The sequence below is a fragment of the Paenalcaligenes sp. DL 463 genome, from assembly GCF_057475185.1.
In genome coordinates this window covers 1,305,277-1,329,111 of the sequence record NZ_JBYBKX010000001.1, presented here as the reverse complement: position 1 = coordinate 1,329,111, position 23,835 = coordinate 1,305,277, and the positions used below count along the sequence as shown (strand labels likewise).

Genomic DNA, 23,835 nt, shown 5'->3' with positions numbered 1-23,835 from the left:
CTCTAAGCCATAAGAACCAGAATTAATTCATTTTTTCTGACCAACGCGTTAAGACTAAGCTTACCGTTTCCTCTATGTTTAACGTAGAAGAATCAATAACATAAGCATCTTCCGCGGGAACCAAGGGAGCACTAGACCTGCTACTATCCCTAAGATCGCGCTTGCGCATGTCTTCCAAAAGACTCGCTAGATTAGCAGAAAAGCCTTTCTCATTCAACTGCTTAGCCCGTCTCTCTGCTCGAAATTGCACATCCGCAACAAGAAAAATTTTCAAATCGGCGTCGGGGAAGACTACTGTGCCCATATCCCGTCCATCGGCAACCAAGCCGGGCAAGACACGAAAATCGCGCTGTCGTTGCAGTAAGGCCTGTCTAAGCAACGGGTACACCGCTATTTTTGACGCGGTATTTCCAACCTCTTCGGCTCGGATTTGCTCGGTGACCTCTTCGTTGTCCAAAAAAACCCTAGCGTCGTCAAAAAGCACGTCTAAGCTTAAGGCGGCATTAGCGATCTCATTTTCGTCAGCTACATTTAAACCAGCTTTTAGACTGGCCAAAGCCGTTAAACGATAGAGCGCCCCGCTATCAAGCACATGCCACCCGAAGTGCTGTGCCACACGATTAGCAATGGTGCCCTTACCCGATGCGGTAGGCCCATCAATGGTAATAACGGGTACGGTAGAGATGGTTGGCTTCATGCGGTAACAAGCTCATCGAATACGGTGAAATAAGTGGGAAATGTCTTGGCTACACAATTCGGATCGAGTATTTCTACGCCTTTAGATCCAAATGCCGCCAATGAGAAGCACATCGCAATGCGATGATCATCATAGGTTTCAATTTTCGCCTTCTTCCAATCAGCTGTAGCAATGGGCCACACACGCAGCCAATCAGGGCCAGACTCTACCTTCGCCCCCAACTTAACAAGTTCGGTGTGCATGGCATGGATGCGGTCGGTTTCCTTAACCCGCCACGACGCGATATTTCGTAATGTACACGGACCATCGGCAAACATCGCTAATGCCGCCGCCGTCATCGCCGCATCAGGGATCAAGTTAAAGTCTAAGTCAAAGGCTTTTAAGCGGTCTCCGGCGGCCACATTCACACCTGTGACTTGCATGCTATACGGGGTAAAGGTCACCGTTGCGCCCATAGCCTGCACAACCTCAGCAAATGTGATATCACCTTGCACCGAAGCCGAGCCTGCGCCTTCTATCGTCAGTGGGCCCTGCCCGATGGCTCCTAACGCTAAAAAATAGGAAGCCGAAGACGCATCACCCTCTACATGAAACAAACCGGGTGACACGTAGGCCGCATCGCTAGGCACGACAAAAGCCTGCCAATCTTGGTTCTCAACCTCTACCCCAAAACGATGCATCATATCCAGAGTGATGGCAATATAAGGTTGCGATATCAACGTGCCTTCGACTTCGATACGCAATGGTGCCTTATGCTCTGCAGTCCATAACGGTGCTGCCATCAGTAGTGCTGTTAAATACTGGCTTGAAACAGAACCTTTAACGCGAATGGTCGAGTTCGAGTCTAATTTTGCCTGACCAATAGCAAGGGGTGGATAGCCCTCTGTGCCTAAATAGTCCACTGTGGCTCCAGCGCTTCGCACCGCATCCACAAGATCACCAATGGGACGCTCGTGCATACGAGGAATGCCGCGCAATATGAAATCGCCGCCCATGAACGCCAACGTGGCTGTCAACGAGCGCACGGCAGTACCCGCGTTGCCTAGAAACAAATCTGCTTTACGCTGACTAAAAGGCACCCCGCCCCGGATACTGACCTGATTATCTTCTAAACGTGTAACGCTAACACCCATCTGAGACAAGGCATCCAACATCACGCGTGTATCATCAGACGCTAGCAGGCCTGTCAATGTGGTTTCACCCGTGGCGAGCGCGGCCAAAAGCAAAGCGCGATTAGAAATACTTTTAGAGCCAGGCAATACCATACGCCCTTGTGCCAACCTGACCGGCAATAACTCAATACTAGAAACCGTTGTCATACCAAACCACTCCTGCTCGCCCACAAACGACGCGCCAATGCGGCACGTTCTAAAATGCTCTCAAGCTCAGGCCCATCCGCCTGTTTCAATGCTTGCTCAGCGCGCTCGAACGCCATACGAACCTCTTGCAGTTCGTGCAGCACTGCTTCACGATTACTTAAAAAAATGTCACGCCACATCTCAGGCGAGCCCGCCGCAATACGGGTAAAGTCTCTAAAACCGCTCCCTGCCACAGCCAGACGCATGTCGGAGTCAGTGGCCGAGGCCACTTGCCACATAAAAATCGATGATAAAAAATGCGGGACATGGCTGACTGACGCCAGCACCTGATCGTGGGCCTCGGGCTCCATCATTAACACGCTTGCCCCGCAGTGCTCCCACATACGCACCACCACGTCTTTGGCGGCACTTTCATTTTCGGCCAACGGTGTTAATACGACGATACGCCCCTCGTACAGCGCCGGATTAGCCGCCTCTGGGCCTGTCGCCTCAGAACCTGCAATGGGATGCCCAGGAACAAACTGTCTGCTGGCTTGCCCAAGCACCTCTCTGGCCGCCTTCACGACATCCGCTTTCGTGCTACCCGCATCCGTGATGACCGTATGTGGCTGTAAGAAGGGACGCATTTTTTCAAGAAGGCCACGCGTAGCGCCTACCGGAGTCGCTAAGACAATAACGTCGGCCTGCTGAGCGGCCTGCTCAGCCGTTACCACCTCGTCGATTAGGCCCAACTTACGCGCTTTATCTACACTGCCCGCATTACGACCCACCCCAAGAACACGACCTACTGAACCTTTCTGACGCAGCGACGCCGCTACGGAACCACCAATAAGTCCCGCACCAACAATCGCCAACGTAGGAATGATTTTCTCTGTCGCCGCACCGTCTTTTTGAAGCATTCGTTATTCCAAGAAATAAGCAGGAAAAAAACCACCAAGCGTTAATAACCCTTGATTAAAGCGAGTGTTCTTCTCGCTTCGACGCCTACAACCTCATTCTTACTGAGCAGGATAAGAGCCCAATATCTTGAAAAACGCCACACCCTGCTTCAATTCCGATAAGGCTTGTTTCACGGCAGGCTCGTCTTGATGCCCTAACAAATCCACATAGAAATAATATTCCCACTGCCCAGTGCGTGCTGGACGGGACTCAAGCCTCGTCATGGAAACACCGTGATTGGCTAAGGGGGCAAGCATGTCGTAAACCGCACCTGAACGATTAGGCACCGCCAAAATAATGCTTGTTTTATCGTTACCGCTAGGCAAGGTTTCAATGGCTCCGATGGCCAAGAAACGCGTTCGATTATGGGGATCGTCTTGAATTCCCTTTTGAATAACCGAAAGCCCCCATGCACTGGCTGCCGACATACTAGCAATGGCCGCCACACTGGAATCTAAAGAAGCGATACGGGCCGCCTCTGAGTTACTGGCCACTGGTTCGCGTGATAACTCAGGATAATGGCGCATGAGCCAGGACTGACACTGCGCTAAAGCCTGTGGATGCGCTAACACACGGGTAACGCCCTCAAGCGTGCCACTGCTGGTCAGCAAATTATGACGAATGCTTATTGAGCGTTCACCCAGCACTTTCAACGGCGAGTTCAACAATAGGTCAAGCGTGCGATTAACCGCGCCTTCTGTCGAGTTTTCAACCGGAACAATGCCCACATCGGCTTGCCCTGCTTCCACAGTCCTAAACACCTCATCAAAGCTTTCGCAGTGCACACTTTTAATATAGTGTCCAAAGTGTTCGTAAGAGGCCTCTTCAGAAAAAGACCCTTTGGGCCCTAAACAGGCTACTCTTGGGACGCTTTCCAAGCCCCTGCATGCTGAGATCACTTGACTCCATACGGCCAGCACCGATTCACCAGTAAGCGGACCTTGATTAATCGAGTTCAATCGACGGACAATTTTAGCCTCGCGCTCGGGCTTAAGAATGGCATCTTCAGCATCATAGTCCTGCTTAATGCTTCCAATCTCTAAAGCGGCCTGAGCTCTTTTATTGAGAAGAACCAATATCTGCTCATCAAGCTTGTCTATTTCTGCACGCCACGGTGCCAAACGTTCTTGTAATGTTTTAGCCATGACGTCGCTCAAAATCTTTCAAAAAATCAACCAAAGCGGTTACACCTTCAAGAGGCATCGCGTTGTAGATTGATGCGCGCATCCCCCCCACGCTTTTATGCCCTTTTAATTGCAAAAGCCCTGCCTGCTCGGCCTCTTTAAGAAAAACGGGCTCAAGCTGCTCATTATGTAGCTGAAACGGCACATTCATGCGCGAACGCACATTGGGCTCAACACGATTTACATAAAAAGCAGACGCATCTAAAAAATCGTATAAAAACTGGGCTTTTTGAGCATTTTTCTGCTCGATGGCCGCAACGCCGCCTTTTGCTTTTAACCACTTATAGACCAGGCCTGAAATATAAATGGCATAGGTAGGTGGCGTGTTAAACATCGACTTATTAGCAGCCACAGTTTCGTAATTAAAGGCGCCAGGACACAACGGATCCGCGGCCCCAAGCAATGACTTACGTACTACGACAAGCGTCACGCCGGCTGGCCCAGCATTTTTCTGCGCCCCAGCATAAAGCATATCGATGCGACTAAAATCAAAAGCACGAGAGAGTATGTTTGACGACGCATCGACGACCAAAGGCGCATCGCAACGCGGCCAATCCGTGAACTCTACACCGCTAATCGTCTCGTTACTGCACACGTGAGTGTAAGACGCATCAGCGCGTAAATCCCAACTCGCTACTTCGGGAAACCATGCATAAGGCAGACGCTCACAACCATCAATCTGACGTGTAGACGAAGACGATGCCGCTATGCGGATATCTCCATAGCGGGCCGCCTCTTCTTGTGACTTCTGAGACCAACTGCCTGACACCACATAGTCTGCTTTGCGTCCGGGCTTCAAGCCCAACAAGTTCATCGGCACGATTGCATTCTGCGCTTGTGCACCACCTTGCATGAACAACACCTCGAACTCGTCAGGCACATTCAGCAAATCACGCAAATCTCGCTCGGCTTCATTACGAATTTGCACGAACTCTTTGCCACGATGGCTCATCTCCATCACTGACATACCACTGCCCTGCCAATCCAACATTTCAGCAGCGGCTTGCTCTAACACTTCCACTGGAAGCACAGACGGGCCTGCAGAAAAATTCCACGGACGCATTTCCAATCCTATTCGTTATTAATTATCGCTAGTGTCGTCGCTATCTATTGCGGTGTCTGAGCCTGTTGACGCCTCGCTATCTGGGGCATTCTCTGTCCCTAACGCCTCGTCATCGTCCTCAGCATCCACATCGGTTTCAACCACACGGTAAACGCCTGAAAGCTTACTTTCCCCTTCAACGTTTATGAGCGTGACCCCTTGTGTAGCGCGCCCCATTTCACGAATTTCTTCGACTCGGGTGCGTACCAACACACCGGCGTTAGTAATGAGCATGATTTCGTCTGAGGTATCGACTAATACGGCGCCCACCAGATTTCCGTTACGGGCCGACGATTGAATCGCAATCATGCCTTTGGTCCCGCGACCATGACGCGTGTACTCGCTAATCGCCGTGCGTTTACCATAGCCGTTTTCTGTTGCTGTCAGCACAGACAAACGTCCCGATGACTCGACATTGTCAGACTCGGCGCTCTCGATTACCTCGCCGACCTCTAGCTCGTTCTCGGCATCCGCCACCAATAAGGAAATCACCGTCTGGCCTTCGTCTAAGCGCATACCACGCACACCGCGTGCCGTGCGGCCCATGGGTCGTACGTCGCCTTCGTCAAAGCGTACCGCTTTACCCGCGTCCGAAAACAGCATCACATCGTGCTTACCATCTGTTAGCTGAGCACCGATCAGGAAGTCACCCTCATCAAGATCCACAGCGATAATACCGGCTTTGCGAGGGTTCGAGAAATGAGAGAGCGGTGTCTTTTTAACAGTTCCGCGCGACGTCGCCATAAAGACATACTGTTCGTCGCTGAATTCTTTAATGGATAACACCACCGTGATCTTTTCCCCCTCGACCAAGGGGAACATGTTGACGATAGGACGACCACGAGAGTTTCTTGACCCTTGTGGCACTTCCCATACTTTCAACCAATAAACCCGACCGTGGTCCGAGAAGCACAAGAGGAAATCATGTGTATTAGCGATAAACAACTGATCAACCCAATCATCTTCTCGGGTTGTGGTGGCCACCTTACCTCGCCCACCGCGACGCTGTGCCCGATACTCTGAAAGAGGCTGACTTTTTATATAACCCGCATGAGAAAGCGTCACCACCATATCCATGGGCGTGATGAGATCTTCGGTGTCTAGCTCCGTCGCGTTGTGCTCAATCTCAGAGCGGCGACCATCTTTATCGCTTCGTGAATACTCGTCTCTGATTTGCGTTAACTCGTCACCAATAATCGCCGTGACACGCTCTGGACGTGCAAGAATATCGAGCAAGTCGGAAATACGAGCCATCACTTCTTTATACTCGTCGACAATTTTGTCTTGCTCTAAGCCCGTCAAGCGTTGCAAGCGCATGTTCAAGATCTCTTGCGCTTGAACTTCAGTCAGACGGTATAAGCCGTCTTCTTGCAAGCCATAGGCCGCAGCCAAGCCATCAGGACGGTAAGCAATACGGCCGCCCGGAATAGCGTTCTCGTCAGCACGAGACAGCATGTCACGAACCAACGCCGCATCCCAGTTACGATCCATTAAGGCTTGGCGAGCAACAGGTGGCGTAGGAGCAGCACGAATAATAGCGATGAAGTCATCGATATTCGCCAAAGCCACCGCAAGACCTTCCAACACGTGGCCACGCTCACGCGCTTTACGCAACTGAAACACCGTACGGCGTGTAACGACTTCGCGACGATGCAGCAAAAAGTACTCAACCAGTTGTTTTAGGTTAAGCAAGCGCGGCTGGCCATCGACCAGCGCTACCATATTCATCCCGAAAGTTTCTTGTAGCTGCGTGTTTTTGTACAAATTATTGAGAATAACTTCAGGCACTTCACCGCGCTTCAGCTCAATAACTAAACGCATCCCATCTTTATCGGACTCATCCCGAATATCAGAGATACCTTCAATTTTCTTCTCGTTAACCAGATCAGCAATGCGCTCTTGCAGCGATTTCTTATTAACCTGATACGGCAAGGCATCGATAACAATAGCCTGACGCCCACCACGATCCATGTCTTCAAAGTGCGCCTTAGCACGCATGATGACTCGCCCGCGGCCTGTGCGATAGCCTTCTCGAACACCAGACATCCCGTAAATAATGCCCCCTGTTGGAAAGTCTGGGGCGGGAATGTACTCAATCAGGTCATCTACTGAGCACTCGGGGTGCTCAAGACAATAGAGGCAGCCTGCAACAACTTCCGCCAGATTATGGGGAGCGATGTTAGTGGCCATACCCACAGCAATTCCCGAGCTGCCATTGATAAGCAAATTGGGAAGACGCGAAGGTAATAATGCAGGCTCACGCTCACTGCCGTCGTAGTTCGGTACAAAATCGACAGTTTCTTGATCGATATCCGCAAGAATTTCATGCGCGATTTTGGCTAAGCGAATCTCGGTGTAACGCATCGCCGCTGCACTATCGCCATCAACAGAGCCGAAGTTCCCTTGCCCATCGACGAGCATATAGCGCATAGAAAAATCTTGGGCGAGGCGAACAATCGTGTCGTAAACCGCGGAGTCGCCATGCGGGTGGTACTTACCAATCACGTCACCCACAATACGAGCCGACTTTTTGTAAGCGCGGTTCCAGTCATTATTCAATTCATGCATGGCAAACAGCACACGTCGATGCACCGGCTTTAAGCCATCACGTACATCAGGTAGTGCGCGCCCCACAATTACGCTCATCGCGTAATCAAGGTAACTGCGACGCATTTCTTCTTCCAACGATATAGGAAGAGTCTCCTTGGCAAAGGAATCCATATAAATGTCTTTATCGATATAGGTTAAGCAAGAAGCGGGCCATTCTCGGGCGAATAAGAAATTCTAGCACTTACTCCGCCCTTCTATAGAATTGATCCTTGAAAAGAGCGACAGATAGCGGCAACAAGGATCAAATTACTCAAAACGACGGAATACATGAGCAACTATTATCCATTACATCGTCCTTGTTGCCAAAAACCCACAATAAAGGGGTGTAACGGCCTTAATTCGACCTATCTACGGCATAACTCTTATTCCTGCTTAACGAACCGAGCATAAATGTCTTAAGATTCGGGCTAACACGCATGAAACCCAGCACAATATTATGGCGAGCCCATAGTCTTGTTATACTGGTTCCGTTAAATAAGCGGCAGGGGTTCGCTGCAGTCAATTAACAGCATCAGCTCAACGAGGAGAAACATGAATAAACCCTCCAAAATCGCACTTGCACTCGCCTTTGCGGCAGCCACAGCCTCTGGTGCTGTGTCAGCACAATCAGGCGAAGTAAATAACTGGCAAAACCCGTTCGGCGACGTATGGAAAAACGGCACGAACGAACTGTGCTGGCGCAATAACTTCTGGACTCCTGCTACCGGTATCGCCGGTTGTGACGGTGTACCCGTTGCACAAGCAGAAGCACCAGTTGTTGCTCCAACCACAACTAAAGTTGTTCTAAACGCAGACACTTTCTTTGACTTCGATAAATCATCATTGAAGCCTGAAGGCCGTCAAGTTCTAGATCAAATTGCAGACCAAGTTAATACGGTAGAACTCGAAACGTTAATCGCTACTGGTCACACTGACTCTATCGGTGCAGAAGCGTATAACCAGAAGCTTTCCGAGCGTCGTGCTAACTCTGTTAAAGAGTATCTAGTCAGCAAAGGCGTACCTGCTGATCGCATCTACACCGAAGGTAAAGGCGAACTACAGCCTGTAGCCAGCAACGACTCTCGTGAAGGACGCGCACAAAACCGTCGCGTTGAGATCGAGATTGTTGGTTCACGCAAGCAGTAATACGGGTTAAGTCACGTATTTAGCTGAAAAGCTATACAATAAAGGCTCCGCTAGTCGGAGCCTTTATTCATTTCTGTATAGTGTTTAGTGCCCATGCCTAATCGTAGCGTTAACGTCGACCCTGCCGAAATCGAAAAATTCAGTGCACTAGCCTCTCGCTGGTGGGACCCTACTAGTGAGTTCAAGCCCTTACATGCCATCAATCCCCTACGTTTAGGATGGATTATTCAACATGCTGGCTCGTTAGAAAATAAAAAAATAGTCGATGTGGGCTGTGGTGGCGGCATCTTAGCCGAGGCCATGGCAAAAGAAGGGGCTGCAGTCACTGGCATTGATCTTGCCGAAAAATCCCTCAAAGTCGCACGTCTTCATAGTTTAGATACCGGCATATCGGTAGATTACCAATTACGCAGCGCCGAAACTCTAGCTGCTGACGAGCCCGAACAGTACGATATTGTCACGTGCATGGAAATGCTGGAACACGTACCAGACCCAGCATCGATCATTCACGCTTGCGCTACACTCGTCAAACCAAACGGCTGGGTATTTTTTTCCACCTTGAATCGTAATCCTAAGTCGTTTTTGTATGCCATCGTTGGAGCGGAATACCTATTGAAACTGCTACCCACTGGCACCCATCACTACGAATCGTTTATTAAACCAAGCGAATTATCTCGTTCTGCGCGTCAGGCTAATTTAAGTACACACGATTTACGTGGACTTGAATACAACCCCTTAACCCAACACTACAGCTTAACGTCCGATTCATCCGTTAACTACTTGCTGGCTACTCGTAAACACAATTAAATCTATCATGCAAAAACTTGTACTGTTTGATTTCGACGGCACTCTGGCCGACTCGGCCCCTGATCTTGCCGCCGCCGCCAACCGTTTACGCTTAGCGCGTGGCCTGGAAGCTTTACCTTATGCCGCATTACGCCCCTATGCCTCGCACGGTGCCAGAGGCCTCTTAAAAGCGGCTTTAGACATCAACGCCGACGACCCCGACTACGAAACCTATAAAAAGAAATTTCTAGTCGATTACGAACAAAACATGACCCAACTCACCACCCTTTTTGATGGGGTGCAAACGATGCTGGATCACTTAGCCGAGATGGGCTTACCTTGGGGTATCGTGACAAATAAAACCGAATACCTCACTAAGCCGCTTGCAGAACACCTTGGTTTACATCAACACTGCGTGGTTTTGGTTGGCGGTGATACCACTCCACACATCAAACCGCACCCAGCGCCGTTATTACACGCTGCAGCTGCCGCTAAAATTGATGCTAAGCAATGTATCTATATCGGCGACGACCAGCGCGACATTCAAGCAGGTAAGGCCGCCGGCATGGCCACGGTGGTAGCAGCTTATGGTTACTGTGACTTTGACCCAAACATTGCTTCCTGGGAAGCAGATGCTGTCGTCAATTCGCCAATTGAGATTCTGCAAGCCGTAGAAAAATGGGCAACAGCAGAGGCTTAACCCCCAACCCATTTTTCGGACAAATGCATCATGACAGAATTAGAGCAAATTCAAGCTGAGATCAGCGGCACCACCCAAGCATTCGAAATGGTAATTGCCCTGCTTTTAGCAAAAGCATATGAAAACGAGGACTCCCCTGTTGATTACCTCGAGACCGTGCTGCAAGACTTCAAAAGGCTGATTAATAATTCATTAAATGAAGCCGAGGCATTGGGCGTTAACTTCCCCGAAGAGCAAGTGGGGCAATACATCAAAAATCATATTGAATCCGCCGAGTCCACGCTTGATGATGTATTCGAAAACGCCATGTACTTAATCACAAGCAAACGCCGTTAACCCTTTAACTGCACAGCATGCTGTCATACGGCAAGCCATAGAAAACGATCACAAATAAGGAGGCCATACGTGGCCTCCTCGCCTACTATCGAAATGTAACTTGTCAGTTTTCTCAAGAACGCCTAACATCCAATATGTTCGAAGAAACATATCGAGGAGAAACCCAGTGCGTTATATCAGCTCGGCCATATCTGCTGCTTTATTCATGTCGTCAGCTCTTTTCAGTCTATCCACCACTGCAGCCACAACACATGTTGCTGTAGCGGCTAACTTTACCGATGCTGCAACGGAAATTGCTGAAGCCTTCGGCCAATCAACGGATCACGAAGCCGTGCTATCGTTCGGTGCCACAGGACAGTTTTACACACAGATAACAAAAGAAGCGCCTTTCGAAGTATTTCTTGCCGCCGACAACAAACGCCCAACGCAATCCGTTCAAGAAGGATACGGCGTTGAGGGTACCGTTTTCACCTATGCTATCGGTCAGTTAGCACTATATTCAGCGCAAGAGGGCAAGGTGACAGGCCCTGAAACACTTCAGGCAGGAGACTTCAAAAAAATCTCCATCGCGAATCCGGAAACGGCTCCTTATGGCGCAGCAGCCGTTCAAACCATGACGGCGCTGAATCTTCTCGACACCTTACAGCCTAAAATCGTTCAAGGACAAAATATTGGTCAGGCCTATCAGTTCGTAGCCACACGCAACGCCGAAGTCGGCTTTGTAGCACTTGGCCAGATTTCTCAAAGCGAAGCAGGCTCACGATGGACTGTTCCGCAAAAGCTCTACGAGCCCATACGCCAAGACGCCGTCTTATTAAATAAAGGCCAAAACAACCCAGCTGCGATCGCTTTTCTCGAGTTTCTTCAAAGCGATGAGGCAAGTCAAATCATCCAAAAATACGGATATGCTCTTGGTCGTTAAGCGCACGTAACCGTTTTTTATTGAAGCGAGATGCACATGTTAAGCGCGGAACTCTGGCAACCCATTCGTCTAACCCTTGAATTAGCTAGCCTGACTACAGTCCTGTTATTGATCATCGGTACACCGATAAGTTGGTGGTTAGCTCGATCTCAATCTCGCTTCAAAGAAGTGGTTGCGACGCTTGTGGCCCTGCCTTTGGTTCTTCCGCCCACCGTGCTTGGCTTTTACCTACTCATCGTGCTGGGCCCCGATGGCTTAGGCGGCATGTTCGGGGGCCTCGTCGGACTGCGCACCTTTGCATTCACCTTCGAAGGATTAGTGTTCGGCTCTATTTTGTACTCGATGCCCTTCGTCGTTCAGCCTATTCGTAATGCCTTTGAGGCCATGGGACGTCGCCCGATGGAAGTCGCGGCAACTCTGCGCGCCTCGCCTCTTGATCGCTTTTTGAGCGTGGCCATCCCATTAGCCAAACCTGGCTTCTTAACAGGGGCTGTTCTCGGATTCGCACACACCGTAGGCGAATTCGGCGTCATCTTAATGATCGGTGGCAACATCCCCGGCGAAACCAAAGTATTGTCCGTCGCCATTTACGACTTTGTGGAGACCTTACGCTGGCGAGAGGCACATATTCTTTCTGCTGGGATGCTTATTTTCTCGTTTCTCGTCATTTTTTCCATGTCGATGCTGGCACGACGCTCTGGTCAGAAGGCACTTTAAGTCATGCAGCAAGAAAACAACCAGCAAAAAGAACAAGCCATCGATGTGCGACTTGAAGGCCATCTTGGCGTTTTTCATCTTGATGTGGCCTTTCAAGCCCCCATGACAGGGGTCACCGCGTTGTTCGGCCCCTCGGGTTGCGGCAAAACCTCCATACTGCGTTCGGTTGCAGGCCTGCAGCGTATACCCGGTAAAATTCTTGTAGGCGATGAGGTGTGGCAAGATACACGTCACTTTACCCCCCCTCACAAACGAGCGATTGGCTACATTTTTCAAGAAGCCAGCCTCTTCCAACATTTATCGGTACGAAAGAACCTTAACTATGGTGCACGCCGAGTTAAAGATGCTACCCCCCTTATACACTTTGACGATGTGGTGGATCTCTTAGGCCTATCACACCTCATTGAACGACATCCGGAGCACCTCTCCGGGGGAGAGCGTCAGCGCGTCTCCATCGGCCGAGCCCTGCTCTCGCAACCGCGCCTATTGTTAATGGATGAACCGCTGTCTGCACTGGATCGCATGGCAAAGGAGGAAATATTGCCCTATTTCGAGGCCCTACACGCCAATCTCTCCATTCCGATTATTCTGGTTTCACACGATATCTCGGAAGTTGAGCGTCTCGCCGATCATTTGGTTGCTTTGAAAGCAGGACGCGTTATGTCGCAGGGCCCTCTCAATCTAGCCCTTACCGACCCAAACTTGCCCTTCGGACGTAACCGCGATAGCGCTGCTATACTACCCGCGACAGTTCTAAAAAATGAGGCAGATGGCATTGCAGTGCTCGATGTACTCGGCACTGAAATTCTTGTTATCGCCAATGAACTTAAAACGGGTCAGTCTGTTCGTGTTCGTATCGCCGCCAGTGATGTAAGTATCGCTAGAGACCGCTCAACCCATAGCAGCATTCTTAACTTGCTCTCGGCTCACGTTGTAGGGATTGATCCCATCGGTAAAGCCGAAGCTAATATTCGATTGTCGTTAGCTAACCAAAGCGGCTTCGATTTCATCGCTCGCCTCTCTCAACGCTCACTGGCTGCGCTGAATTTACAGGTGGGCGAAACGGTGGTTGCACAAATTAAAAGCGTATCGTTTACGGCAATAGCGTAACAACACGATCAAAACAAACAAACCCAATCACTACAGCTTATTCACAGGAGGCTACCAGTGCCAAGAATTCGCTTGCGCATCGTACTTGAAGGCGGACGCCTCGGGCCAGGCAAAATTGATTTAATGGAGCACATTGCTGAGCTCGGGTCTATTTCCGCGGCGGGTCGGGCTCTGGGTATGTCTTATCGACGGGCATGGGCGTTGGTAGAAGAAGCCAACACCTTGTTTGAAAACCCACTGATAGAAAAATATCACGGTGGGAAGGCTGGCGGTGGAGCAAGCCTAACCCCTCTGGGGCACACGGTAGTCGCCCATTACCGAGAACTTGAACGCACCACCCTCGCCGCAACCCAATCGCACCTCGAAGCGCTGCAAGCCGAGATTGATGCCACACAAACACGCCAAGGCAATAACGATAGCAGCGCTAATGTGCCGTAACGCCTTATCGCGTTTAAAACCGCGCTGGGCAATCCGCTAAGAGCGAAGATAAACAGAGAAATCGAACATCAGCACAAAATAAAAAACCAACGACCGTTAAGTCGTTGGTTTTAAAGGAATTCTTGGTGGAGCCGGGGGGAATTGAACCCCCGTCCGCAAGCCCTCCGCAGGCAGTTCTACATGTGTAGTCGGAGCACTTTATGTTTTAACCTTGGATTATGCCTACCGACTGGCCTTTCCTTGGCGATCCACTAAGTTTTAGAACATATCTGAGTGGCCCAGACACATTCGATTCTTTGTATATGACGCTGCTGCTAGTTTCCTAGCCTAACCCAAAGACAAATTAGTGCAGCGGCTCATCCGGTTATTAAGCGGCTAGAGCGAAACGCTCATCATTGGCGTTTATACTTTTTCCAGTGGATTTACGAGCGAACTGGTGCTCGACATGCCCTGCTCTGTTTTGTGACCCACGTCGAAGCCAGGTCGGCCCCACGTAAATGCTGAACTTCGGTGATGCTTCGAATAATGCAATTTACCTTGCATCAGACTATTCACCTTAGAAACAGACATCTTGTAGTTATTATAAACCATTAACATGACATAACAAAATGGGCGTAGTGGTATTATTCTGAACTGGCTCTTACACCACACTTTTGGGCACATACCTTGTGGGCCACCTTCACCACCTCGCGCCTACTGCCATAAGCGGTAGGTCTAACCTTGGAGTTCACCGATGGCTACGCATTTAGCCCATCAACACCCTGTCATGAAATTCATCAAACAGGGCAGCATTGTTAAACAAATTGTTGTAGGCCTAATACTAGGCATAGCGCTAGGCGCCATTTCGCCGACGTGGGCACAGCGGACCGCACCACTTGGCGAATTTTTTATTACAGCTTTAAAGTCAGTTGCGCCTGTACTTGTGCTGTTTTTAGTGATGGCAGCGGTTGCAAACCATAAACGCGGTGCCCAATCAAGAATGGGTAAAGTAATATTCCTTTATCTTATCGGCACCTTCAGCGCTGCTATCGTAGCGGTGGTAGCGAGTTTTCTTTTTCCATCAACGATTCAGCTACAGATTGCAGAAGGTGCTCTCAACCCTCCTCGATCAGTAGATGAAGTATTACTGGGTTTGCTCATTAGCATTGTCGATAACCCTATTAACGCCCTACTCAATGCCAATTACATGGCGATTTTAGCGTGGGCGATTGCGCTAGGGCTGGCTTTGCGAAACGCTGCCGACACCACCAAACAATTACTCTCCGATGCGTCGAATGCCATCACTAATATTGTAAAGCTTGTTATTCGGTTGGCCCCTCTTGGTGTATTTGGAATTGTTGCCTCCACCATTGCCGCTACTGGTTTTAGCGTCCTCTCTGACTATGGACTCTTATTGCTAGTGCTGATTTTTTGCATGCTGTTTATTGCATTGGTCGTTAACCCTTTGATTGTTTACAGCCAAACTCGAAGTAACCCCTACCCTTTGGTGTTCACTTGCCTACGTGAAAGCGGCATTACTGCGTTTTTCACTCGAAGCTCGGCGGCAAATATTCCTGTAAATATGGCGCTTGCAAAGAAACTAGGGCTCAACGAAGACACCTATTCGGTATCTATTCCACTTGGGGCCACCATCAATATGGCGGGTGCGGCAATTACCATTACCGTACTGACCTTAGCCGCGGTTAACACCTTAGGTATACCTGTCAGTATCGGCACCGCCATTCTGCTAAGTATCGTCGCCTCTGTTTGTGCGTGTGGCGCATCAGGCGTTGCGGGCGGATCGTTACTACTGATTCCCTTGGCATGCAGCTTATTCAACATCCCTAACGACATCGCTATGCAGGTGGTAGGAGTTGGTTTTATTATTAGCGTCGTGCAAGATTCGGCTGAAACCGCTCTGAACTCATCAACAGACGTGTTGTTCACCGCCGCTGCTGGCGGTATGAAAAACATCTAAAGCCAAGTCAAGCCCTTCTTTTTTATCGTTAGCCCTATGGCACCTGCTATAGGGCTTTTTTTATGGCTACCCTCAGGACCATTCTAAGCCCAATAACTCCCAAGCATCCTGCTCTAATTCGTAACGCACGTAAACAATGAAATCGGCACGCTCACGAACTCCGGCATCAATCACTCGCTCTACCGAACCCATAATCTTAAATTCACAGTTTCCCAACGATTCTGATTCAGGGGCCGGTACAAAAGGAAATGAGAACGAAGCGCTCTCGACTTGCCGGATAAGAACTTGCGCGGCTTTGTAAGCACCAAGTACATCACTACAGTGAGCCTCGCCCTGAGTAAGCGCGCGCTGCTGCTTAGCCTCGGAACTGTTATAGCCCCACTCGTAAAGCAAACCACAACCCAACAAGGCTATGGCACACAGAGAGGCTTGAATAAGCGCTTTTCTCTTAGCTTGAGCACTTGGAGCAACTGTTAGTGATACGGACTTACCATCAGGGTCCACCCCTGTGCCGTCAGCAAAAATAACACCACCGGCACGCACCAACCCTAAGACCGCAATCAACCCAACAACAAAAATAAAAAACAATAACATTGAAAACGCACGTCGTCCTTAAAAAATACGAATCAAACGCGCCTTATGGTGGCAAGCAATGCGGCAGCAAGACCAAACATCAGCCCAAAAGCACGATTTAATCGCTTCAAATGCACGGTTTGCTTAAACAACTGAGCTAAACTCATTGCCAAGCTGGTGTAACCGCACATCACCACAATATCTACGATGACCATCGTTAGACCAAGTATCACATACTGCGTGATCAAAGGTCTGCTGATGTCTAAAAACTGCGGTACTACCGCTAAAATAAAAAGTATCGCTTTAGGATTACTAGCGTTAACAACGAAGCCCCGCCAAAACAATAAACCGCTGACACTCGTTTGTTTTAAAGCTCTTTGGGCCTTTAACCCACCGCTTGCCTGAACAGGGCTTACTGGTGCAACCCACTGCTTATAGGCTAAATACAATAAATAGATAACGCCAAACCATTTAACAACGGAAAAAGCGATATCGGAGGTGGCCAATAGCGCACCCAAGCCCGCGGCCACCACAGTCAGTTGCGCAATCAACGCAAGCTGTAGGCCCAGTACATTCCATATTCCTTTCTTAAAGCCGAAATTTAAACCCGACGACATGGACGCCACTGCACCCGCGCCTGGCGATACGCTAATCAGTACCGACGCTACTAAGAACGACAACCACATTTGAAAACTCATATCACTGCGCCGTAGTCTACTAACCGAATGGGAGCGCTACTGGCTTTTTAAAGTGTGGGCCATAAAAAGTCGTTGGGCGAAATACACTGGTTTGCATGAAAAAGAAAGCCAGTACAAGCTCAATACCTACCATTAAAGCATGTACTGCTAGGCCTTATAAGCCGACCCAAAACGCGCATCGGTGAAACCAATGCAAATATACTGCTTAGTTTAAGCTTATAATTTACAATTATTTAACTTTAAATACATTATTTGGGCAATTGTGTGCAAAAAGGTCTTGTATCTATCATTTACAAGGGTAAAATTTCATTACCTCAATGAAATCTATACTTCAATATACTCTCGGAGATATGCATGACTGATATTTTCGCTACCATAGCTGATTTCATACCCAGTGCTCTTATCGCAATTGGCGGCATTGTTATCGGTCTATTGGTACTGCTTACCATTGAAAATAAGTAAGAAAATTATAAACCTAAACGCAAATACTTATTGGTTAATTTAGCGTGGCGAATAAGCCCTCGCGTCAGTTTTAGCCACGAGCCCTTAACGCCACGACAAAACAGCTTGACACCACCCATCAAAGCATGTAATGTAGATTGGTTAACTACGAGATAGCTATAAAAACCTAGTCATAACAACTAGAATTATTTAACTCGGGCTATAGCAAGGGCATAAAAGCTATCTCATCAAAAGTGGTTAACATCATAGGGCTTATGCAAACCAGCTACTACTACGATGTTGAACTTAGCAAAAATTTCGCTTATTACAAAGCTAGGTTCTGACCGTAATTGTCGTTTGCACATCCCTGTTACACGTGAATAACATCAGGCCGGTTTCTAACCTTTGTAGCACCATACGCTACAGGCTAAACGATTAGGCTCGCGCCAACACCCTCCAACACACGATGCGGTAACGGCACGTACATCCACGCGTAACACAATAAAAATGCAGCAGTTTTAGCGATAAGCTTCTGCTGTCATAAAACACTCACAGTCGTTCTCTATACTGCTAGCAGCATTGAAATGCGATAGCGATAGCGAACCCACTTGGGCATCGGCTCAAGCACATAAAACAATAAGCCCAATTAGGGAGAACACAATGAAAACACTTTACCCAAACAGCTTGGTTGCTCGTCCTGAAAGCGAGAACCTGAATGAAACCGATATCCGTCTAGGCGATACCGTTTATCTACAACCTTTGCATGGCCCAAAAGTCGCAGGCACTGTCATTTTTAGCTCGCCTATCTTTGGCTGCACGACCTATACCGCCGATGCAACCATTGGTGATTCCGATGTACAACAGCGTTTACGCATACGCTTCCGTCTCAAAGACATCCATCATGTCGGAACGCGCCTCGCCACCACCCACTAAATTCAGATCCACGTAAATTACACACAACAAGAGAAGCAACTAGCCCTCCCGGGCTAGTAAACAGCCATAGCAGAAATAAAAATCCCTAACGAGACTTGAAGTCTAGTTAGGGATCAATCGCTAAACTCATCGGCTTAACAACTGGAATCGCCTCCTTAGCCAATCTCTGCCATTTCAGGCAACAGCTTACGATAATAATTAGGCAATGCGAATAACGCACCGTGCACTTCAGAATTGTAATATTGAAGTTCGCCAATATTGCGATGCTGTAGGCGCTGCTCTACCTCGCCAACAGCCAACGATTTAGGAATGACAGAGTCGGAGACGATCGCCATCGCCCAATATGAGCCATAAAGCGGTATGTGCAAACCATGGGCATTGACGTGCTCAAAAACGCCACTTAATTGCTTACTTAACGAACGCACTTGATCGGGCTCGTAAAACGGAGCGCCTAAGTGCAGTACCATCGCACCGTCAGCAGCCATCACCCGTTTGCACTCTTGAAAAAACGACGTCGTATAAAGGGGGCCAGCTGGCGTTTCTGGATCGGTAAGATCCAATAACACCAAATCGTAGGTTTCATGAGTCGTACGTACGAACTCAGCCCCATCAGCAGCTAAAACGCGCACACGCGGACTATCTAAAGCGCCATGGTTAATGGCACCAAGATACTGGCGTGACACTTCGATAACCTCTGCATCAAGGTCCACTAAAGTGACATGCTCTATGGTGCTGTGCTTTAGTAGCTCTTCTAGCGCCCCACCATCGCCACCACCAATAATTAAAGCCTTACGAGGCGCAGGATGACTAATCGCCAAAGGATGCACCAAGGCTTCGTGGTAGAAAAACTCATCGCGTTCGGAAGTCATCAAACAGCCATCTAAACGCAACGTCACACCCAAGTCAGGCGACTCAAGCAGCTCAAGGTGTTGAAACGACGTTTGCTTGGATAGAATTCGCTTATTGAACCTAAAGCCGTAAACCGCGTGATCGTTTAACCCTTCAAGCAATAATTCGCCACTGCCAACGGGGCCATTCTTATCGCCTCGTAGCAAGGTATTACGTTGAACTTGAGTGGGCTTAAAGGCACTGATTAAGCCATCTATCAGCTGTTGTGCTTTAGCCGAATTATCTTCGCTAAAGTTGCAAACGTAGACATCCAATGTGACGCCACCCGTTTCTGGCCAGGTATGAATAGCAAGATGAGACTCGGCTAATAACACAGTACCCGTGACACCACCCGGCTCACCCTGATACTCGGGAAAAGTGACCCACTTTTCACCAACGATGGTTAAGCCAGATAGCTGAGTCTGTTCACGACATAAGTCTGCCAGCGCGCGCTCATCGATAAAAATCGATAAATCGCCCGAGCAGTGATATAAATCTGCGGTAAGGTGCAGGCCTTGCATAACGATATTGCTCCTAGTTAAAGGATCTCAGTCTTACAAAGAGACTGAAAAAAGCCCGTAGCCAGAAAAACTGACGACACGAGAAAAGTCAATCACTATACCAGCAGAATTGGTAATATACATATGCCTTTTTGACTAAAAAAGCAAATTTACCGTAAAAAGCCCTAAGTGTGTTGGATAATCAACGCAAAACTCGTTATTTCAAACATAAAACAACGCAGGTGTTAAACACCCTATCGTTAACTAAAACCAATTCACTTTCCCCAGTGCTTGAAGCACCGCTAATACGCCCAGCACAGCAAAAATAACGGCCGCAATACAGTGTACGAGTCGCACGGGAAGCTTATGAGCTAAGCCCTTGCCGATCAACACAGCCGGAACATTGGCGATCATCATTCCCAGTGTCGTTCCAATAACCACCGCAAAAAAAACGTCATATTGCGCTGCCAAAGCGACCGTGGCTATCTGGGTTTTGTCTCCCATCTCAGCAATGAAAAAAGTCACGCTTGTTGCTACAAATACACCGTATCGCTGAAACGCTAAATCTGCATCGTCCAATTTATCGGGTATTAGCATCCAAGCGGCCATTAGCAAGAACGAGACGGCTAGTACCCACGCTAAAACTTGGGAATCAATCAGCCACGGCAACGCCACACCGATCGCTCCCGCTAAGGCGTGATTTAACAAGGTTGCTAACAAGATGCCCAGAATGATGGGTACGGGTCGCTTGAATCGGGCTGCGAGGATAAAGGCTAATAATTGAGTTTTATCACCAATCTCGGCGAGCGCAACAATACCCGTTGATACAAATAAGGCCTGCATGTGAATTTCCTGGCTGGATAGGTACGATTGACCATGCCACCCCTCCAGCCATACGGAGGACGACACGGTCAAAGGTCTTGCCAGGCTAAGAGCTGCCAGCGCCATGCAATAAAAGTATTGCAAGTATGTTGACGGTGGCCTCTAGAAGAAGAGCGGCTACTCCCCAATGACTGGCGACATCATACCACTTCGCTGAGTAAATTGCTCGTACTAAGGCTAAGTAAGCGAATTTTCCGTCAGTTAACGACCAGAAGCCAACAGAATTTAATTGAACATTATTGTTGCTTAATGGACAACAATAAATTGCCGTCTAGGGCATATATCAAAACGATAAGACAACCGATAATAGACCCAACGTATCAAATACACACTTTGGAATAAAACATGAAATTACTGCAAATCGACTCAAGCCTTAATGGAGAACACTCCATTTCTCGAAAACTGACACAACGCATTACCGAGCAATGGGTTGCTGCTCACCCCTCAACTAAGGTCGAGTACCTCGATTTGGCCGTAGAGGCTCCTAATCACTTCTCAGCGAATGCCATGGCATTTCGCAACCCCGCTTTTGATGACGAAACTAACGCCGTAATTCAAAAAGAGAACGAGGTATCTGAGCAACTGGTCACGCAATTTTTAGCCGCCGACGTAATCGTTGTAGCAGCCCCTTTTTATAATTTCACCATCCCCAGCCAACTGAAAGCCTGGATTGACCGTGTTCTGCAGCCACGTCGTACTTTCCAATACACCGAAAATGGCGTTGAGGGTCTAGCCACAGGGAAAAAAGTGATTATTGCTTCATCACGTGGTGGCTTTTACTCCACGTCTGAACAAGGCCAAGCCTTAGAGCACCAAGAAAGTTACTTAAAGGTAGTATTTGGTTTCGTGGGTATTAATGACGTGCATGTAGTGCGTGCAGAAGGTGTTGCTACCGCACCAAATGCGGCCGACGAAGCGCTGGCTGCTGCGGAAACACAAATATCCGAACTGATTAGCGAAACAGCGGCTGCGTAATAAACGCGCCGCGTTGAGTACGCAGCAATAATAAAAAAAGCCCTGCTCACACGTTTTAATACTGTGTGGGCAGGGCTTTTTATTGTATGAACGCCGAGCGGTTAGTGCATTTCGAGCTTTGCCAAACGCCCTTTCGCGCTAAACCTAATCGTTATCGTCGAATAAATGTCCAAGTTTTTCTGATTTGGTTTGCAAGTAATTTATATTAAAAGGGTTACCTGCAATCTGGTGGGGTACGCGCTCAACCACATCGAAACCCAAGTCTTCAAGAGCTTTAACCTTTTTGGGGTTGTTGGTCATCAAGCGCAAACTTTTCACGTCAAAATGGTTCAGCATTGGCTGACAAATATGATAATGACGCATGTCGGCTGGGAAACCCAACTGCTCGTTGGCCTCTACTGTATCCGCACCTTGATCCTGCAAGTGGTAGGCTTTAATTTTATTAACTAAGCCTATACCACGACCTTCTTGACGTAAGTACAACACGGCACCACGCCCTTCGTGAGCGATGCGCTCAAGCGCCTTACGTAGCTGTGGCCCGCAATCACAGCGCTGGCTAAACAACGCATCTCCGGTCAAACACTCTGAATGTATACGCATTAGCAATGGCTCGGGCGTGCTTAAATCGCCTAAAGCAATGACTAAATGCTCTTTATCAGAAACATCATCTACGAACACATGTAAATCGAAAACTGCCCAAGGCATCGGCAGCTTACTAGAAGTAATATAACTTAACAAAGTAACAACTCGATAAAAGGCGCTCAACCGTTAATAAGTATCGATACCTGAGACTGAGTACGCCACTGCCACAGACCGACTAAAGCCAAAGCTAGAGAATACCATTAGTCATAAAGGCATGTAAGGCTTTCGGGCTTAAATCCTGACTACGATGGTGATTAACACCGCCAATCAGGACAATTTCCTGAGCACCACCAGACTAAATGGGATGCAACTTACCCACAGTATGTGTGCTTAAGTCTGGGGATAAGTTGTGCACGGAAGTGCCTGAGGTGCATCGGAGCGTCACTTGAAGCGCTTAGGTCAGATCTTATACATGACTGAGCAATTAACATTTGTTTGCCACTTCATTCTAGTGCATACGTTAATGTCTACCTATGATGAGTACGAAGGTTAAGACTGGAACGCCCTGCCGTCTCTAAGCGTCACGCGAAACGGTAGTGACACGTTGGTGCGTTACCGTGATCTTCTATAACTGCTTTGGAGGTAACAAGAATGAGAAAACTAGCACTCGCGTCCTTAACTCTGGCTTGCTTAGGCATTACGGCCTGCACGAGCCCATCCCGCATGAATGAACCTGCGGTAGAAGGCTTAAACGTTAAAGGCGAACTGACTTACTTGCAGCGAATTGCCCTTAGCCCTAATTCTACCGCTCGCTTTTCAGTCCATGCCCTACCGGCCGCCGACGCTCAAGCCAATGAAGTGTGGCACCACGATATGAATTTAGAGAACCGACAGGTACCCATACCCTTTGCTTTCGCCGTCGATAAAAAACAATTGCCTGTTGATCAGCAGTATGGGTTAAGGGCCGTAGTTCTGGACGCACAGGGAAATAAGCGCTGGACAACTGACACTTTCATTCCCCTTGATGCCCAAGGCGATGTGGCTGACGTAGGGCAGATCCGATTGATGCAAGTCTCAGGCACTGACATGCCCGCCACACCAAGCGCCTTTAAGGCATTTGGCAACGAGCCTGGTTGGACATTCACCATACAGAACCAAATCGCCGATATTCTTCTGGACTATGGCCAGACTCGTTACACCGTGAACTTGCCGCCAGCCCAAAGCACGTATGCTGGAACCCATTACCGCACTACCTATAATGGTGCTAATTTATCGATTGATATGTTACGCACACCTTGTGTGGACACCATGAGCGGTGAAGCCTTTGACCACGAGGTGGCATTAACCATTAACAACCAACTTTATAAAGGTTGTGGACGTTATCAATAATGCGCTGCTGTGCTCGATAAAGCCCATATAGA

The 23,835-nt window shown here is 48.7% G+C and carries 23 protein-coding genes, 1 other RNA gene and 1 riboswitch; of the genes, 12 read left to right on the top strand and 12 right to left on the bottom strand.

Going from position 1 to position 23,835, the window contains the following annotated elements:
• Positions 1-22: 22 nt before the first annotated feature.
• The 6 genes from cmk to gyrA form a co-directional block, all read right to left on the bottom strand.
• Positions 23-697 carry a (d)CMP kinase gene (gene cmk / locus AC2UZI_RS06200; protein WP_486942939.1) on the bottom strand — a complete coding sequence of 225 codons (675 nt, stop codon included), beginning with the start codon at positions 695-697 and terminating at the stop codon, positions 23-25.
• On the bottom strand, positions 694-2,016 hold the full coding sequence (aroA, locus tag AC2UZI_RS06195) for a 3-phosphoshikimate 1-carboxyvinyltransferase (protein ID WP_486942938.1): 1,323 nt from the start codon (positions 2,014-2,016) through the stop codon (positions 694-696). The genes cmk and aroA overlap by 4 nt, the downstream gene beginning before the upstream one ends.
• The gene (locus tag AC2UZI_RS06190; protein ID WP_486942937.1) at positions 2,013-2,915 is read right to left on the bottom strand and encodes a prephenate dehydrogenase; all 903 of its coding nucleotides are present in this window, start codon (positions 2,913-2,915) and stop codon (positions 2,013-2,015) included. The genes aroA and AC2UZI_RS06190 overlap by 4 nt, the downstream gene beginning before the upstream one ends.
• A gap of 99 nt (positions 2,916-3,014) precedes the next feature.
• Positions 3,015-4,100, bottom strand: a complete 1,086-nt coding sequence (gene pheA / locus AC2UZI_RS06185) for a prephenate dehydratase (RefSeq protein ID WP_486942936.1) — start codon at positions 4,098-4,100, stop codon at positions 3,015-3,017.
• Positions 4,093-5,208, bottom strand: a complete 1,116-nt coding sequence (gene serC, locus AC2UZI_RS06180; protein WP_486942935.1) for a 3-phosphoserine/phosphohydroxythreonine transaminase — start codon at positions 5,206-5,208, stop codon at positions 4,093-4,095. The genes pheA and serC overlap by 8 nt, the downstream gene beginning before the upstream one ends.
• 12 nt (positions 5,209-5,220) lie before the next feature.
• Positions 5,221-7,962 (bottom strand): DNA gyrase subunit A, encoded by a 2,742-nt coding sequence (gyrA, locus tag AC2UZI_RS06175; protein WP_486942934.1) that lies wholly within the window; start codon positions 7,960-7,962, stop codon positions 5,221-5,223.
• A gap of 420 nt (positions 7,963-8,382) precedes the next feature.
• Between gyrA and ompA the strand changes: the two genes are divergently transcribed.
• From ompA to AC2UZI_RS06135, 8 genes are all read left to right on the top strand, one after another.
• Positions 8,383-8,976 carry an outer membrane protein OmpA gene (ompA, locus tag AC2UZI_RS06170; protein ID WP_486942933.1) on the top strand — a complete coding sequence of 198 codons (594 nt, stop codon included), beginning with the start codon at positions 8,383-8,385 and terminating at the stop codon, positions 8,974-8,976.
• Positions 8,977-9,069: 93 nt separating this feature from the next.
• Positions 9,070-9,783, top strand: a complete 714-nt coding sequence (gene ubiG, locus AC2UZI_RS06165) for a bifunctional 2-polyprenyl-6-hydroxyphenol methylase/3-demethylubiquinol 3-O-methyltransferase UbiG (protein WP_486942932.1) — start codon at positions 9,070-9,072, stop codon at positions 9,781-9,783.
• A 7-nt stretch (positions 9,784-9,790) separates the two neighbouring features.
• Complete coding sequence (gene gph, locus AC2UZI_RS06160; protein WP_486942931.1) at positions 9,791-10,462, top strand: phosphoglycolate phosphatase; 672 nt, start codon at positions 9,791-9,793, stop codon at positions 10,460-10,462.
• Between the two features lie 30 nt (positions 10,463-10,492).
• Positions 10,493-10,798, top strand: coding sequence for a hypothetical protein (locus AC2UZI_RS06155; RefSeq protein ID WP_486942930.1), 306 nt, complete (start codon positions 10,493-10,495; stop codon positions 10,796-10,798).
• 205 nt (positions 10,799-11,003) lie between these two features.
• Complete coding sequence (gene modA, locus AC2UZI_RS06150; protein WP_486942929.1) at positions 11,004-11,720, top strand: molybdate ABC transporter substrate-binding protein; 717 nt, start codon at positions 11,004-11,006, stop codon at positions 11,718-11,720.
• A 30-nt stretch (positions 11,721-11,750) separates the two neighbouring features.
• Positions 11,751-12,437 carry a molybdate ABC transporter permease subunit gene (modB, locus tag AC2UZI_RS06145; protein WP_486942928.1) on the top strand — a complete coding sequence of 229 codons (687 nt, stop codon included), beginning with the start codon at positions 11,751-11,753 and terminating at the stop codon, positions 12,435-12,437.
• A gap of 3 nt (positions 12,438-12,440) precedes the next feature.
• Positions 12,441-13,547: a molybdenum ABC transporter ATP-binding protein gene (gene modC / locus AC2UZI_RS06140; RefSeq protein WP_486942927.1), complete on the top strand. Its 1,107-nt coding sequence runs from the start codon at positions 12,441-12,443 to the stop codon at positions 13,545-13,547.
• A 57-nt stretch (positions 13,548-13,604) separates the two neighbouring features.
• A complete protein-coding gene (locus tag AC2UZI_RS06135) occupies positions 13,605-13,985 on the top strand; it encodes a winged helix-turn-helix domain-containing protein (protein ID WP_486942926.1) in 381 nt (126 codons plus the stop codon).
• Between the two features lie 123 nt (positions 13,986-14,108).
• Here AC2UZI_RS06135 and ssrA read toward each other — a convergent pair.
• Positions 14,109-14,476, bottom strand: a transfer-messenger RNA (tmRNA) gene (gene ssrA / locus AC2UZI_RS06130).
• Between the two features lie 242 nt (positions 14,477-14,718).
• Between ssrA and sstT the strand changes: the two genes are divergently transcribed.
• Positions 14,719-15,942 carry a serine/threonine transporter SstT gene (sstT, locus tag AC2UZI_RS06125; RefSeq protein ID WP_486942925.1) on the top strand — a complete coding sequence of 408 codons (1,224 nt, stop codon included), beginning with the start codon at positions 14,719-14,721 and terminating at the stop codon, positions 15,940-15,942.
• A gap of 72 nt (positions 15,943-16,014) precedes the next feature.
• Here the strand turns inward: sstT and AC2UZI_RS06120 are convergent, their stop codons facing one another.
• Together AC2UZI_RS06120 and AC2UZI_RS06115 are read right to left on the bottom strand one after the other, a co-directional pair.
• Complete coding sequence (locus tag AC2UZI_RS06120) at positions 16,015-16,536, bottom strand: hypothetical protein (RefSeq protein ID WP_486942924.1); 522 nt, start codon at positions 16,534-16,536, stop codon at positions 16,015-16,017.
• A 32-nt stretch (positions 16,537-16,568) separates the two neighbouring features.
• Positions 16,569-17,213 (bottom strand): LysE family transporter, encoded by a 645-nt coding sequence (locus AC2UZI_RS06115; protein WP_486942923.1) that lies wholly within the window; start codon positions 17,211-17,213, stop codon positions 16,569-16,571.
• 1,101 nt (positions 17,214-18,314) lie between these two features.
• On the opposite strand from AC2UZI_RS06115, the gene AC2UZI_RS06110 reads away from it, so the two are divergent.
• Positions 18,315-18,587: a hypothetical protein gene (locus AC2UZI_RS06110; RefSeq protein ID WP_486942922.1), complete on the top strand. Its 273-nt coding sequence runs from the start codon at positions 18,315-18,317 to the stop codon at positions 18,585-18,587.
• Positions 18,588-18,742: 155 nt separating this feature from the next.
• Here the strand turns inward: AC2UZI_RS06110 and speE are convergent, their stop codons facing one another.
• Together speE and AC2UZI_RS06100 are read right to left on the bottom strand one after the other, a co-directional pair.
• Positions 18,743-19,996, bottom strand: a complete 1,254-nt coding sequence (gene speE / locus AC2UZI_RS06105) for a polyamine aminopropyltransferase (RefSeq protein ID WP_486942921.1) — start codon at positions 19,994-19,996, stop codon at positions 18,743-18,745.
• A gap of 243 nt (positions 19,997-20,239) precedes the next feature.
• Entirely contained in the window at positions 20,240-20,818 is a 579-nt protein-coding gene (locus tag AC2UZI_RS06100; protein ID WP_486942920.1) for a TMEM165/GDT1 family protein, read from the bottom strand.
• 7 nt (positions 20,819-20,825) lie between these two features.
• A riboswitch (yybP-ykoY riboswitch) is annotated at positions 20,826-20,995 on the bottom strand.
• A gap of 207 nt (positions 20,996-21,202) precedes the next feature.
• On the opposite strand from AC2UZI_RS06100, the gene AC2UZI_RS06095 reads away from it, so the two are divergent.
• On the top strand, positions 21,203-21,832 hold the full coding sequence (locus tag AC2UZI_RS06095) for an FMN-dependent NADH-azoreductase (protein WP_486942919.1): 630 nt from the start codon (positions 21,203-21,205) through the stop codon (positions 21,830-21,832).
• A gap of 144 nt (positions 21,833-21,976) precedes the next feature.
• Here AC2UZI_RS06095 and ribA read toward each other — a convergent pair whose 3' ends face one another.
• Entirely contained in the window at positions 21,977-22,597 is a 621-nt protein-coding gene (ribA, locus tag AC2UZI_RS06090; protein ID WP_486942918.1) for a GTP cyclohydrolase II, read from the bottom strand.
• 468 nt (positions 22,598-23,065) lie between these two features.
• Here ribA and AC2UZI_RS06085 point away from each other — a divergent pair, with 468 nt between their 5' ends.
• On the top strand, positions 23,066-23,803 hold the full coding sequence (locus tag AC2UZI_RS06085; RefSeq protein WP_486942917.1) for a YbaY family lipoprotein: 738 nt from the start codon (positions 23,066-23,068) through the stop codon (positions 23,801-23,803).
• Positions 23,804-23,835 lie beyond the last annotated feature (32 nt).

Bases quoted from the DNA above. Each gene is read 5' to 3' on its own strand.
- cmk (WP_486942939.1), bottom strand. From the start codon at position 697: ATGAAGCCAACCATCTCTACCGTACCCGTTATTACCATTGATGGGCCT.
- aroA (WP_486942938.1), bottom strand. From the start codon at position 2,016: ATGACAACGGTTTCTAGTATTGAGTTATTGCCGGTCAGGTTGGCACAA.
- AC2UZI_RS06190 (WP_486942937.1), bottom strand. From the start codon at position 2,915: ATGCTTCAAAAAGACGGTGCGGCGACAGAGAAAATCATTCCTACGTTG.
- pheA (WP_486942936.1), bottom strand. From the start codon at position 4,100: ATGGCTAAAACATTACAAGAACGTTTGGCACCGTGGCGTGCAGAAATA.
- gyrA (WP_486942934.1), bottom strand. From the start codon at position 7,962: ATGGATTCCTTTGCCAAGGAGACTCTTCCTATATCGTTGGAAGAAGAA.
- ompA (WP_486942933.1), top strand. From the start codon at position 8,383: ATGAATAAACCCTCCAAAATCGCACTTGCACTCGCCTTTGCGGCAGCC.
- ubiG (WP_486942932.1), top strand. From the start codon at position 9,070: ATGCCTAATCGTAGCGTTAACGTCGACCCTGCCGAAATCGAAAAATTC.
- gph (WP_486942931.1), top strand. From the start codon at position 9,791: ATGCAAAAACTTGTACTGTTTGATTTCGACGGCACTCTGGCCGACTCG.
- AC2UZI_RS06155 (WP_486942930.1), top strand. From the start codon at position 10,493: ATGACAGAATTAGAGCAAATTCAAGCTGAGATCAGCGGCACCACCCAA.
- modA (WP_486942929.1), top strand. From the start codon at position 11,004: ATGTCGTCAGCTCTTTTCAGTCTATCCACCACTGCAGCCACAACACAT.
- modB (WP_486942928.1), top strand. From the start codon at position 11,751: ATGCACATGTTAAGCGCGGAACTCTGGCAACCCATTCGTCTAACCCTT.
- modC (WP_486942927.1), top strand. From the start codon at position 12,441: ATGCAGCAAGAAAACAACCAGCAAAAAGAACAAGCCATCGATGTGCGA.
- sstT (WP_486942925.1), top strand. From the start codon at position 14,719: ATGGCTACGCATTTAGCCCATCAACACCCTGTCATGAAATTCATCAAA.
- AC2UZI_RS06120 (WP_486942924.1), bottom strand. From the start codon at position 16,536: ATGTTATTGTTTTTTATTTTTGTTGTTGGGTTGATTGCGGTCTTAGGG.
- AC2UZI_RS06115 (WP_486942923.1), bottom strand. From the start codon at position 17,213: ATGAGTTTTCAAATGTGGTTGTCGTTCTTAGTAGCGTCGGTACTGATT.
- AC2UZI_RS06110 (WP_486942922.1), top strand. From the start codon at position 18,315: ATGAAAACACTTTACCCAAACAGCTTGGTTGCTCGTCCTGAAAGCGAG.
- speE (WP_486942921.1), bottom strand. From the start codon at position 19,996: ATGCAAGGCCTGCACCTTACCGCAGATTTATATCACTGCTCGGGCGAT.
- AC2UZI_RS06100 (WP_486942920.1), bottom strand. From the start codon at position 20,818: ATGCAGGCCTTATTTGTATCAACGGGTATTGTTGCGCTCGCCGAGATT.
- AC2UZI_RS06095 (WP_486942919.1), top strand. From the start codon at position 21,203: ATGAAATTACTGCAAATCGACTCAAGCCTTAATGGAGAACACTCCATT.
- AC2UZI_RS06085 (WP_486942917.1), top strand. From the start codon at position 23,066: ATGAGAAAACTAGCACTCGCGTCCTTAACTCTGGCTTGCTTAGGCATT.